The sequence below is a fragment of the Pseudoalteromonas sp. H71 genome (genome assembly GCF_001468485.1).
Lineage (GTDB): Bacteria > Pseudomonadota > Gammaproteobacteria > Enterobacterales > Alteromonadaceae > Pseudoalteromonas.
In genome coordinates this window covers 64,393-77,630 of sequence record NZ_LODI01000044.1, presented here as the reverse complement: position 1 = coordinate 77,630, position 13,238 = coordinate 64,393, and the positions used below count along the sequence as shown (strand labels likewise).

The window sequence follows — 13,238 nt, the reverse complement described above, 5'->3', positions numbered from 1 at the left end:
CAAAGAGGCAAAGCTGATGTTGTTTAAAGCAAATTAATGTACAAATAGGGTTAAAGGTGCTTCGCTTTTAGAGGATACTAGCGGCTTAAGAGAGCCGCTTTAATCACTCACAATCAGGTAATGGCTCACTAATTGTAAGTGTATTAGTACCAAAATCTACTATAGCTTGGTACTTTCTAAAAAATGGAGAACCTAGTAACCCATGTATTGTATTGCCGCCACCAGCGGCCTGAACATGGTCTAGGTTGAGTGATACAAACTGCGTACTTTCATACAACTGGCCTGCCAGTTCAAATTTCAAAACGTCTATTAAGCCCATTTCGTGATCAGCTGTACCTAACCCTGCGGCATTTTCTTCGCTTAGTTCCTCTTTTACCCCAAGCTTTTTAATACATGCCCTATCTAAAACAGATGCACCCGCGGCTGTATCTAAAATTAAATTTACTTTATGCCCGTTTATTTCAGCTTGTATAATTTGATGCCCTGTTTCTGTTACTTCAAATTGCAAGCTTGTGGTTTTAACTAATTCCATGAATGTTCCTTATTTAGGTTGATTTACAAACACTCTACTACAGTTACCTTCTAAAACAACCGCATAAATAGTAAGCAAGTGACTTTTCACTCACAGCCCTTTTGTATTTCAAATCTTGCAGTAATTTCTCAAACTAAATATACAAAAACTAATTTTCTTAAAGTCTATTAATTCACAAAGAGAGCCAGAGGCGCTTCGCTTTTAGAGAAATCTGGGAAGTCCATATAATGGCTTAAATAAAGGTGCATCTAACTAATTGCGACTTGATGTCTGAAGTCAAGATTTGACCCCCTTAACTTTGACCCCCTTAACTTTAAATCAGGTGCTCCCTAGGCGTCACCTGGATTTACTTGTTACATTTTCTTCCCGACTTTAATTCCATAGCTTTGGTCATCCAGCTTTACCCGAAAAACTGGGGTGTTTGGGAACGATTGCTGCATTATTTCAATAAGATCAATTTCATTTTGAGAAGATATTTTATCTCCAAAATATATCGCCTCAATAGAATTTTGGGATATTTCTTTTAAACCTGTAGATGTGCATAATATTCTGCATTCACACTCATGCCCCCATTGCTCATGCTTGCACTGTAAGGCTTTCAGATGCTCTATATTGCCTTTATGTACCAGCGAAAATAGATCGACCTCATGAGGTTTTGTTACATAATTGACTTTTGCATATGAGAACTTATCTTCTGAATTTAATTCTCTGAGTGACCTATAAAGCTCTTTTGCATTGTACTTTATACAAAATCCTTTGAAACCATCAGCATACAGAGACCACATGATCATGTTGGCAACATGAGAACGCTCATCGTTTGGTATATCAGCAGACGTTGAATATATGCCTAAATTTCTAGTGTGCTCTATTGCTGACCTGTGTTCTTTATGGGCTTGCTCAAGAACTATTTCTAGGAATGCTTCTGGATTTTCAATGTATCTTTGAAGAACAATATTTTTAGCGTGGCTTTTTTCCAAGCTTTCCTCATCACATAACATTTCTGTCATGTAATTTACGCATTTTATGATGAAAGCCTCTCGGTCACTTGGGTAGATTGTTTTCGTTATACCTTCAAATGGATCATTCAATGATTCTTGCGTTGAAAGCCATATTTTTCTATTAAGCAAGGCATTTTTGGAATTATCAGTAACTTTATGAAACTTATATACGTAATCGAAGTTCACTCGATACTCCGTTGAAAAGCTTACGCCCGCCTAACACGCAATGTGTTGGCGCGGCTTTTTGCGTTGTTTGCCAAAACCGTGACAACTAAACATTGTCGGAGTTTAGGCGTTTGTTATGTTTGTCTGCTCTTTGAAACAAACATGCTATAGCAGACGCATAGATTGTAAAGAAAAATACAAACGCAACAAACAGGCCTAAATTGGCGGCCCAGTTACTTTTTGTAGACAATTCATAAATCAAATACACAGAAATAGGTAACGAGAGAAGGTAGCTATTACTCTTAGCAATAGATCTATCAAAGGTAGTAATCAACTTTTTAACCAAACGTGGGGTAAAGTTTAGAACTAGTGGGACAACCAATAAGCCAGCAAACAATATATCTATTATAACTTCTTTCAATTTAGATACTCCATATCTAAGCAAACATAACAACTTTGTATCCGACATTTGTCGCTTCATAAACCGACAAATGTCCAAATATTACAATTAATTTAATGTAACCAGTGAATAAGCACATGTAAACAATTAGTTAGCTCTCACCTAAATTTACTTGATGTAGAAAAACACCCAAATGGTAGAGAACAGTAATATCGGACAAAAGAGTAATGCACTAATAAACAACAAAAACTTAAACTTTTCTTTCGCCTTGATCCTTTCTTCTTGAACCTTTCACTTTTTATCCACAAAAAAACCGCTGTTCGTTTAAAACAGCGGCTTTTCTACTTAAAACTTATAGCCAAAAAACTAATAGCTAAACCTTACGCTTTACCAATCACTTCAAGTCCACCCATGTATGGGCGTAATACTTCTGGTACGACTACTGAACCATCTACTTGTTGGTAGTTTTCTAGTATGGCTACGAGTGTACGCCCTACCGCTAAACCTGAACCATTTAGTGTATGTAGTAACTCTGGTTTTTTAGCCCCTTCACGACGAAAGCGAGCTTGCATACGGCGTGCTTGGAAATCAACCATATTTGAACAAGACGAAATTTCGCGGTAGGTATCTTGCGCCGGTAACCATACTTCTAAATCGTATGTTTTAGCTGCACCAAAGCCCATGTCGCCCATACATAAGATGACTTTACGGTACGGAAGTTCTAGTGCTTGTAGTATTTGCTCTGCATGGCCTGTTAGCTCTTCAAGCGCTTGCATTGAATCTTCTGGTTTTACTAGTTGTACTAGTTCAACTTTATCAAACTGGTGCTGGCGAATTAAACCGCGTGTATCGCGACCGTAGCTGCCTGCTTCACTTCTAAAACATGGCGTGTGCGCAGTTAAGCGAATGGGTAAATCGCTTTCTTCGTAAATCTCGTCGCGTGCGCTATTAGTAAGCGGTACTTCTGCTGTAGGAATAAGGCTAAAACCAGCTTGTTGCTCACCGTCGTCGTTTACCAGGCCTAATGTATGGAATAAGTCGCCTGCAAACTTAGGTAATTGGCTCGTGCCGTAAAGGCTTGCGCTATTTACCAAGTACGGTACATACATTTCTGTGTAGCCGTTTGTATCTGTGTGGGTGTCTAGCATGTATTGCGTTAATGCACGGTGCATTCGTGCTACTTGACCGCGCATTACTGTAAAGCGTGCGCCACTAATTTTAACGCCCATTTCAAAATCTAGGCCGTTTAGGTCTTGCCCTACGTCAACGTGGTCTTTAACTTCAAAATCGTACTTTTTAGGCGTGCCCCACGTAAGTATTTCAACGTTGTCGTCTTCGTCAGCGCCTTCTGGTACTGATTCGTCTGGCAAGTTTGGAATTGCTAATGCAATGTCGTTAATGGCGTTTAGTACTTCGTCTTGTGCTTTTTTTGTGGCGTCTAATTCGCTGCCTAAATTTGCCACTGCGTCTAAAAGCGGCTGTGCGTCTTCGCCTTTTGCTTTTGCTTGGCCAATGGCTTTAGCACTGGCGTTACGTTGACTTTGAAGCTCTTGCGTTTTTACTTGTAATGTTTTGCGTTGCTCTTCAAGTTCTGTCACTTTTGCAACATCAAGCTCGTAGCCACGCGCTGCTAAGCGTGCTGCAGTTTGCTCAACGTCTTGTCGTAAATATTTAGAATCTAACATGTTAGTTTTTTAACCTTTTTGCATAACCAGCTGAAGGCCCAGCCAAGCCATAAAAATACAGACCATCACATTTAAGATGATATTGAGGGCCATTTTAATAAAGTGGCCTTGTTGTAACAACAACAACGAGTCCATTGAGAATGTTGAAAAGGTGGTTAACGCACCTAAAAAGCCAATTCCAATAAGGGTTTTAGCGGGGCTTACAGTGATAATTTGTTTCTCTATCAAACCGTACAAAATGCCCATTAACAATGAACCCAGAATATTAACCGCCAACGTGCCAAAAGGGAATCCCCTACCAAGGAGTTTTAGCATGGTTTCGCTAATAAAAAACCGTAAACAGGCTCCTGAAGCGCCACCAATGGCGATCATCATATAAAGTTTAATCATTTTCGTATCGTTTAAGTGGGCTTTGCGCGTCGCGCTCTTTTAAGTAATCAAGTTTTTGTTTAATTTTTTGCTCAAGGCCGCGTTCGCTCGGTAAGTAATATTCCTTGCCGTCCATTTCTGGCGGTAAGTATTTTTCACCGGCGGCAAAGGCACCCTCTTCGTTATGCGCGTAGCGGTATTCAGCTCCATAACCTAAGTCTTTCATTAGATTTGTAGGTGCATTACGTAAATGTTCTGGCACTGGGTAACTTGGCTCGTTTTTGGCATCTGCCTTTGCTTGGCTAAACGCCATATAAACTGCATTACTTTTGGGTGCGCTGGCTAAATATAAAGTGGCCTGTGCAATAGCGCGTTCGCCCTCACTTGGGCCAACACGTTGAAATATATCCCATGCGTTTAACGCCACTTCCATTGCGCGGGGGTCGGCATTACCTATGTCTTCTGTTGCAATGGCAAGTAAACGTCTTGCTACATAAAGTGGGTCGCCACCGCCAGCTAAAATACGGCAGTACCAATAAAGCGCACCATCGGGGGAGCTTCCGCGTACTGATTTATGAAAAGCCGATATTAAATCGTAAAATTCATCGCCGCCTTTATCGTATTTTGCTAAATGAGTTGGCAGTACTTGGCTTAATACGTGCTCATCTACGTTGTATGTGCCGTTTTGCTCCGTGGTTAAATCAACCGCTTGCTCAAGCAGGTTTAACACTTTGCGGGCATCACCGCCGCTTGCTTGGCACAGTGCCTGTTTGGCGTTACTAGCAATAACTATGTTTTTTTGGTTTAGTTGCTCATCTTGCTTAAGTGCGCGCTCTATTACTGTGTATAAATCGCTCTCTTGTAACGACTTTAAAACATACACGCGTGCGCGCGATAAAATAGCGTTATTAAGCGCAAATGAAGGATTTTCGGTTGTTGCGCCAACAAATATAAAGGTGCCATCTTCTATGTGAGGTAAAAATGCATCTTGCTGTGATTTATTAAAACGGTGTACTTCGTCAACAAACATTAGCGTGCGTTGCCCGCGGCTTTGTAGGTTATCTTGGGCTTGCGTTACGCTGTCGCGAATATCTTTTACGCCTGCGGTCACAGCCGACATTTGTATAAGCTCGGCATCGGCATGGTTTGCAATAATTTGCGCAAGGGTTGTTTTACCCACCCCAGGCGGCCCCCACAAAATTAAGCTGTGGCAACGCCCTGCAACAATGGCTTGGTGCAGGGGTTTATCGTCACTAAGTAAATGCTGTTGACCTATGTATTCGTCAAGCGTTGTTGGGCGCATACGCGCCGCAAGTGGGCGTACATCAGGCCCAAAGTTAAAGCCTAAATTACTCACCGTGGCTCTGATCGTCTATTTCAACACCCTCTGGCGGGGTAAATTCAAACATTGCTGCATCAAGCTCGGTGTTTACTTTAGCATCATTAAAAGTAAACGAAGAAAGTTGCCCCGAATTATCGGTAACGACTAATTGTGCAAGGCCTGCTTGGTTGTCTACAAACGTGATATCAAGCTGCTCTACTTGGCTCTCTATACCTTTATTTGGCGTTACACTAAAGCCAGATTTAGTGGCTTTTACGCTGTACTTTTCCCATTGAGCAGGGTCTTTTGATGTAAGTAATACAAACGGCGTTGAGTCAATTAAGCTGTGAGTATCCATTATGGTTACTTGTTCAGCAAAGCTGTCGAAGTAGTAGGTTTTATCACCATTTGATACAAATAATGTGTCGTCAGGGTTTGTTTGCTCCCAGCGTATCATCATAGGTTGCTTAAGGGCGATAGTACCCTCGCCTTGCATTACAGCTTGGCCTTCTTTGTCTGTTACTTTTTGTGCAAACTGAGCTTTAAAGCTTTTAAGTGTTGCCAGTTTGTCTTGCAGTGCTTGGCTGTCGTCTGCAAAACTCGGTGCGGCAATTAAGCCGCTTAATAGTAATAATAAACTGTTTAATTTTTTCATTGGTTTGCTCCATTAGGTACTAATACATCGCGAGCACCATTATGACCTGGTGAACTTACGATACCTGATGTTTCCATTTGTTCTACTAAACGGGCTGCACGGTTATACCCTACGCGCAACTTACGTTGTACTGATGAAACCGATACCTTGCCTGTCTCAATTACAAATGCGACCGCTTCGTCGTAAAGAGGGTCTGACTCTTCATCTGCACTTTCGCTTGCTTCACCGGGTAATAAAATATCTTCCGTGGCGTCACCATTAAGTATTTCGTCTATGTAATTAGGTTTAGCACGTGCTTTCCAATCATTAACGACTGCATGTACTTCATGGTCATCTACAAATGCGCCATGCACACGCTCTGGTACACTAGTGCCTGGCGGTAAATAAAGCATGTCACCCATACCAAGAAGGTTTTCGGCGCCTTGCTGGTCAAGTATGGTGCGCGAGTCTATTTTACTTGATACCTGAAACGCCATACGTGTTGGTATGTTTGCTTTTATTAAGCCTGTAATTACATCAACCGATGGACGCTGTGTTGCAAGGACCAAGTGAATACCTGCTGCACGTGCTTTTTGTGCAATACGTGCAATAAGTTCTTCTACTTTTTTACCTACAATCATCATCATGTCGGCAAATTCATCAATTACTACAACAATGCTTGGTAGTTTTTCAAGCTCGTCGGGGCCGTCTTTCATGCCGTCTGTGTCTTTAAAAAGTGGGTCCATAATTGGGTAGCCCGCTTCTTTGGCATCAAGTACTTTTTGGTTGTAGCCTTTTAAATTACGTACACCTAATGCCGACATCAGCTTGTAACGACGCTCCATTTCACCTACACACCAACGCAGCGCGTTAGCCGCTTCTTTCATGTCGGTAACAACTTCACACAATAAATGCGGTATACCCTCGTAAACCGAAAGCTCAAGCATTTTAGGGTCAATCATGATCATACGTACATCATCTGGGCCCGATTTGTACAGTAAGCTTAATATCATTACATTAACGCCCACTGACTTACCCGACCCCGTTGTACCAGCGACTAATAAATGCGGCATTTTACCAAGATCAGCACACACTGGCTGGCCTGCAATATCTTTACCTAACACCATGGTAAGCGGCGATGGGTTTTGCTCAAACTTAGGCGCATTTATTACTTCCGACAAACGCACTATTTCACGGTGTTTGTTAGGTAGCTCTATGCCTATGTAAGTTTTACCCGGAATAACTTCAACTACACGTACACTAATAGCAGAAAGCGAGCGAGCTAAATCTTTTGATAAACCGGTAATTTTAGACACCTTAATACCCGGTGCTAAATCAAGTTCAAATCGTGTTACGACAGGGCCTGGATATACACCAACGACAGTGGCTTGTACGTTAAAGTCGAGTAATTTTGTCTCTACTAGGCGAGATACAACATCGAGCTCTTCTTGCGAAATTGGGTTTTTAGCTTTATCGGGCCTGTCGAGTAAATCAAGCGACGGCAATGGGCCTGGTGGCGCTTCTTGATCAAGCAGTTGTTCAAATTTTTCTTTTGCCGTAGGCGGTGGCTGATACGCTGGCTTTGCTTTAGGCATTGGTCTAGCTGGCGATACCACCGTTGTAACTGGCTTTTCAGGTTCCACAACTTGGCTTTGATCTAGCGCGTTTAATGCTGCTGCCGTATCCATTGGTTGATCGTCTATGGCACTAAAGCCAATTTCTTGATCGAGTATATCGTCAAGCTCATCAAATGGGCTGTAGTCGTCACTAATTTGTGGTTCTGTAAAAGGTGTTTGTGGTTTATTAATGGCTTTTTGAGGCGCGTCGTTTTTCGCCTCTACTGGCGCTTCAAGCTGCTCTGTGAGATCGTCGTTAAACTGGGCATCTACATTGTCATTATTTGTATTTGCAGCAATGCGTTCTCTGCTCATCCAACCTTTAATGTACGAGGTAATAAAGCGATACAACCTAACCATTAAATCGCCTAGGTAATCTACAAAATCAACCCACGACACACCCGTTAAAAGGGTTAACCCTGCAAAAAAGAAACACAATAGCAAAATTGATGTGCCGGTAAAATTAAACGCCGGCATCATGGCTGTCGCAATGACATCTCCCACTACCCCGCCTGATGAAAAATTATAAATGTCGTCAAAGTTAATGCTACTGATTGCCGTAGCAGACGTTACAAACAGGGCTAGGCCAATAACACGAAGGGCTAATGTTGTGTAATCAAGCTGTAAAATACGGTGGGGTTGCTTAAATAATAAATAACCAAATAATTGAATTGCCGCCGGAACTAAGTAAGCAAGCCACCCAAAAGTAAGTAAAAGTATATCGGCAACCCATGCACCGGCTGTGCCTGTAATATTTTTTACATTTCTAAATTCTCCGGTTTGCGACCACGACGGGTCAGCCGGATCAAAACTGATTAAGGCACATAAAATAAATATTGCAGCAAAGGTACTGATTATCAGCCCTGTTTCTAATAGTCTTTGCACACCGTTCAGGCGCATAGCTTCCTATCCCTCTTATTATTCTATTTATTACACTTCAACAGCAGTCAAATACCTTAGCAGGAAATGCAATTTGATGCACTTTATCTTAGTTTGTATGGCCTGATTATGAACAAGTTTTTATAAATTAGGCGTAATAAAATAATTATTTACAATGCCATTATTAATTTAAGCAATATAAGGGCGAATTATAACGCCGTCTTCCCCTTTTACTTCTTCCATCACTACATAAGTTCTGCTTTCACTTACGTTAGGTAATTTAAGCAATATATCACCCAGTACTCCCCGGTATTCCGACATGTCGTTAACACGCGTTTTAAGTAAAAAATCAAAATTACCCGACACTAAATGACACTCTATTATTTCTTCGTGCTTTTTAACGGCTGCACTAAACTCGTCAAATACGTCTGGCGATGTTTTTGTTATGGTGACTTCTACATACACCGATAACCCCTGCCCTAACTTAGCCGGATCGACCACCGCTTTGTATCCGAGTATGTAACCTTCTCGCTCAAGCTTTTTTACGCGCTCTAGGCAGGGCGTGGCACTCAGACCAACTCGTCGGGCCAGTTCAACATTTGAAAGGCGCCCATCGTGTTGTAATTCCATCAAAATTTTGCGGTCAATTCTGTCTAATAACTGATGCATAAGCCCTACTAGGTTTTTATTCTGTAATTTTTATAATTTTAGATAATAACACTAGCTTAGCATTTAAAAAAGGTGAGACACACTGGCTTGTCATGAATATAATAGTGAAAAATTTCAATCCGTTCTTAATAAGGCAAATGTTATGATTATTGGTGTACCTAAAGAAATCAAAAACCATGAATACCGCGTAGGTATGGTTCCTGCTAGTGTTCGTGAATTAGTTAATCACGGCCACCAAGTGATTGTAGAAACGAATGCAGGTATGGGCATTGGTTTTACAGATGAAGATTACACCCAAGCAGGTGCAGACATTTTAGCAACTGCAGCTGACGTTTTTGCAAACGCAGAGATGATTGTAAAAGTAAAAGAACCACAAGCAGTTGAACGTGCAATGCTTCGTGAAGACCAAATTCTATTTACTTACCTTCACCTTGCACCTGATCTTCCACAAACTGAAGACCTTGTTAAGAGCAAAGCAATTTGTATTGCTTACGAAACAGTGACTGACTCTCGCGGTGGTTTACCACTTCTAGCGCCTATGAGCGAAGTAGCTGGCCGTATGTCTATTCAAGCCGGCGCACAAGCACTTGAAAAATCTAACCACGGTCGTGGTATGTTGCTAGGTGGCGTACCAGGTGTTGAGCCAGCCAAAGTTGTTGTTATTGGTGGTGGCATGGTAGGCCGTAGCGCTGCGCAAATGGCAGTTGGCTTAGGTGCAGATGTTGTTGTGCTTGACCGTAACATTGATGTACTACGTGCACTAGACGCGCAATTTGGCAATAAAGTAAAAGCAATCTACTCAACTGCTGACGCACTAGAAAAACATGTACTTGAAGCCGATTTAGTTATTGGTGGTGTATTAATCCCTGGTGCAGCGGCTCCTAAGCTAGTAACAGCCGATCACATTAAAGCAATGAAGCCAGGCTCTGCCATTGTAGATGTTGCTATTGACCAAGGCGGTTGTATTGCAACGTCTAAAGCAACAACGCACGCTGATCCAACGTTTATTGTTGACGACGTTGTTCACTACTGTGTTGCGAATATGCCGGGTGCTGTTCCACGTACATCTACATTTGCACTTAACAATGCCACATTGCCGTTTATTATTAACCTTGCAAACAAAGGTTACAAAAAGGCATTGCTAGATGACGCTAACTTCTTAAAAGGCTTAAATGTAATTAAAGGCCAAGTAACGTACAAAGAAGTTGCTGAAGCATTTAACATGGATTACGTTGACCCACGCACAGCAGTAGAAAACGCTTAATTTAGCGTTTGTACTTACAAAAAAAGCAGCTATAAAGCTGCTTTTTTTATGTCTAACTTAAACTAAATTTAAATAAACCGTTTAATAATAAAATCTACTTTTACCCGTTTTGCTTGGCCAAGTAACTTTTTAACTGGCTGAGGGTAATCTTCCATGGTTTCTAAATCATCTGGACCAGTTAAACGGCGGCAGTGCTTAAGAATTTCATGCTTTTCGTTATCAATCGCTTGCATAATAGTTTGCTCGGGATCTTCAATTAGTATTCCATTTTCTATGTCTAAACCCCATGCACGTGGATTTAAATTATGTCCACTTAATAAGTGCTTTGATCTATCTGCACATATTCCTTTTAAATGAAAAGAATTATTGCCGTGCTTCCAAAGGTATACGTTCAAGTTTCCGTTATCTATATGGCGTTTTTGCGTTTTAACGAATTTATGCAAAATAGTTTCGTATAAATAAGGCAACGCACCAATTTTGCTAAACGGCTCACTAGGTGGCATATAAAAATCATTTGCGGTTTTATCGCCCACAACAATTGTAATATGTTTGCCTTGCTTTAAAAGCCTGCGTAATGAGCGCATAAGCGGCGCCGGGAAGTTAAAGTATGGCGTGTAAAGCACTAGTTCGCGCTCTGTTGTATCAAAAAGCGCCTTGATCATACGGTTAAGTTCGTTATGCCGGCGCCCAAGTCCTAAAAACAAACGAATATTTAACGCATTATTACTTGCTTGCTCAGCCGACTTGTAACTTGCTGCTTTTAAATCACGCATTAATTGCTTTTGCTCAAGTTTAAAGTCAATTAAACGCTTGAGCGGACGCATGTCGATACGAGGCACGGCCACAGAACTCAACAGCTTTGATTCGATAAAGTCTATTACAGAATCACACAAACCTTTTTGCGTAATTAAAAAGTAACGGTCAAGCCTGTAGCGGTCGTTATGCTGTAGATACACATTATTTAAGCTAGCACCGCTGTAAAGTAACGTGTCGTCTATAACAAAGCCTTTTAGATGCAAGACGCCAAATAGCTCTTTCGCTTTTACAGGTACACCAAATACTTGTACATTTGATTTAAATTTTTCTAGATAGTCACAGTATAAACTTGCGTTCCCGTCTGATTTCTCAGCACCAATGAGTCCACGCTGGGCACGATGAAAATCGACCAGTACTTTTACTTCAAGTCCAGGGTTAGCTAAAGATGCATTGTGTAATGCCTCTAAAACTTCGCGGCCTGCTTCATCATCTTGCAAATAAAGCGCGGTAATATAAATACGCGTTTTTGCATTAGCGATTAAATTAAGTAATTGTGTGCGGTAATCTTGCGCATTGGTTAAGACGTTAACGTCTTTTGAAGTCAACCCAAATGCGGGTTTTTCCTGCCAAAATAACATAGTTGCCTATTCATTTAGGTCACATAATCTATCAGTGACAAATCAAAATTAGGTAAAACATAACAAAAAAAATCAAAGTGGTCATGAATTAACGACGTTTTGTTGCTTGTTAGTCTATTTATTGAGCTAGTTTACCCTGTAAGGCGTAAAAGTGTGATTGTTTAGTACATAAAAATGAACAGCTTTTCGATTTACTAAAAAAAATAATCTCAGATTTTGTTTACTTCTGCCTTGTTTTTCTTAGAATCGAGCGCATTAATGACCGTATAGAATCGTTTAGGAAAATATCATGACTGAAGCAAAACATAGCAAGCTACTAATTTTAGGCTCTGGCCCAGCTGGTTACACGGCAGCAGTATATGCAGCCCGTGCAAATTTAAACCCTGTTTTAATTACAGGTATGCAACAAGGTGGTCAATTAACCACAACTACTGAAGTTGAAAACTGGCCGGGTGATGCACACGGTTTAACAGGCCCTGCACTAATGGACCGTATGAAAGAGCATGCTGAACGCTTTGAAACCGAAATTGTGTTTGACCACATTAATAAAGTTGATGTTTCTAAACGCCCTTTCACACTAACTGGCGACCAAGGTACATACACATGTGATGCGCTGATCATTGCCACTGGCGCATCTGCTAAATACTTAGGCTTAGAGTCTGAAACAAACTTCCAAGGTCGCGGTGTGTCGGCATGTGCAACGTGTGATGGTTTTTTCTATAAAGGTCAAAAAGTAGCGGTTGTGGGCGGTGGTAATACTGCAGTTGAAGAGGCACTTTACTTATCTAACATTGCTGACGAAGTGCATGTAATTCACCGTCGCGATAGCTTCCGTAGTGAAAAAATTCTTGCTGACCGCCTTACAGAAAAAGCTGCAAACGGTAACGTTGTAATGCACTACAACCGTACGCTTGACGAAGTTTTGGGCGACCAAATGGGCGTAACAGGCATTCGTATTAAAGATGTTGCATCTGATGCTACTGAAGATCTAGACCTAGCAGGTGTGTTTATTGCAATTGGCCACAAACCAAACACAGATATGTTTGAAGGTCAGCTAGAAATGAAAGACGGCTACCTGGTTGTTGAGTCTGGTCTTAACGGTAACGCAACGCAAACAAGCGTACCAGGTGTTTTTGCTGCAGGTGATGTTTCTGATCATATTTACCGCCAAGCAATTACATCAGCGGGTACAGGCTGTATGGCTGCCCTTGATGCAGAGCGCTTTTTAGACAACCTGTAACATTTATTTTTTCACAAAAGGGGCTGAGCAATCAGCCCCTTTTTTTACATCTAAAATATAGTTACACTTTTA

Annotated in this window: 11 protein-coding genes; 2 read left to right on the top strand and 9 right to left on the bottom strand. The window is 41.2% G+C overall.

All coding sequences use genetic code 11. The features are described 5' to 3' along the window. Positions 1-103: 103 nt before the first annotated feature. The 8 genes from ATS71_RS14755 to lrp all read right to left on the bottom strand — a co-directional run bounded on the left by ATS71_RS14755 (position 104) and on the right by lrp (position 9,268). A complete protein-coding gene (locus ATS71_RS14755; protein ID WP_058405509.1) occupies positions 104-532 on the bottom strand; it encodes a retropepsin-like aspartic protease in 429 nt (142 codons plus the stop codon). Positions 533-885: 353 nt separating this feature from the next. After that, positions 886-1,716 (bottom strand): DUF2971 domain-containing protein, encoded by an 831-nt coding sequence (locus ATS71_RS14750; protein ID WP_058405508.1) that lies wholly within the window; start codon positions 1,714-1,716, stop codon positions 886-888. Positions 1,717-2,475: 759 nt separating this feature from the next. Then, positions 2,476-3,780 (bottom strand): serine--tRNA ligase, encoded by a 1,305-nt coding sequence (serS, locus tag ATS71_RS14740; protein WP_058405506.1) that lies wholly within the window; start codon positions 3,778-3,780, stop codon positions 2,476-2,478. Between the two features lie 9 nt (positions 3,781-3,789). Further along, entirely contained in the window at positions 3,790-4,170 is a 381-nt protein-coding gene (gene crcB, locus ATS71_RS14735; RefSeq protein WP_058405505.1) for a fluoride efflux transporter CrcB, read from the bottom strand. After that, positions 4,163-5,506: a replication-associated recombination protein A gene (locus ATS71_RS14730; RefSeq protein ID WP_058405504.1), complete on the bottom strand. Its 1,344-nt coding sequence runs from the start codon at positions 5,504-5,506 to the stop codon at positions 4,163-4,165. The genes crcB and ATS71_RS14730 overlap by 8 nt, the downstream gene beginning before the upstream one ends. Then, positions 5,499-6,125, bottom strand: coding sequence for an outer membrane lipoprotein chaperone LolA (gene lolA / locus ATS71_RS14725; RefSeq protein ID WP_058405503.1), 627 nt, complete (start codon positions 6,123-6,125; stop codon positions 5,499-5,501). The genes ATS71_RS14730 and lolA overlap by 8 nt, the downstream gene beginning before the upstream one ends. Continuing rightward, positions 6,122-8,620: a DNA translocase FtsK gene (locus ATS71_RS14720; RefSeq protein ID WP_058405502.1), complete on the bottom strand. Its 2,499-nt coding sequence runs from the start codon at positions 8,618-8,620 to the stop codon at positions 6,122-6,124. Before ATS71_RS14720 ends, lolA begins: the two co-directional genes overlap by 4 nt. Before the next feature lie 168 nt (positions 8,621-8,788). Further along, positions 8,789-9,268: a leucine-responsive transcriptional regulator Lrp gene (lrp, locus tag ATS71_RS14715; protein ID WP_006792871.1), complete on the bottom strand. Its 480-nt coding sequence runs from the start codon at positions 9,266-9,268 to the stop codon at positions 8,789-8,791. A gap of 142 nt (positions 9,269-9,410) precedes the next feature. Between lrp and ald the strand changes: the two genes are divergently transcribed. Continuing rightward, entirely contained in the window at positions 9,411-10,532 is a 1,122-nt protein-coding gene (ald, locus tag ATS71_RS14710; protein ID WP_058405501.1) for an alanine dehydrogenase, read from the top strand. Positions 10,533-10,600: 68 nt separating this feature from the next. On the opposite strand, the gene pssA is transcribed toward ald, so the two are convergent. Continuing rightward, the gene (gene pssA / locus ATS71_RS14705) at positions 10,601-11,926 is read right to left on the bottom strand and encodes a CDP-diacylglycerol--serine O-phosphatidyltransferase (RefSeq protein WP_058405500.1); all 1,326 of its coding nucleotides are present in this window, start codon (positions 11,924-11,926) and stop codon (positions 10,601-10,603) included. A 289-nt stretch (positions 11,927-12,215) separates the two neighbouring features. Here pssA and trxB point away from each other — a divergent pair, with 289 nt between their 5' ends. Next, positions 12,216-13,166 (top strand): thioredoxin-disulfide reductase, encoded by a 951-nt coding sequence (gene trxB, locus ATS71_RS14700; protein ID WP_058405499.1) that lies wholly within the window; start codon positions 12,216-12,218, stop codon positions 13,164-13,166. The last annotated feature ends 72 nt before the right edge of the window (positions 13,167-13,238 follow it).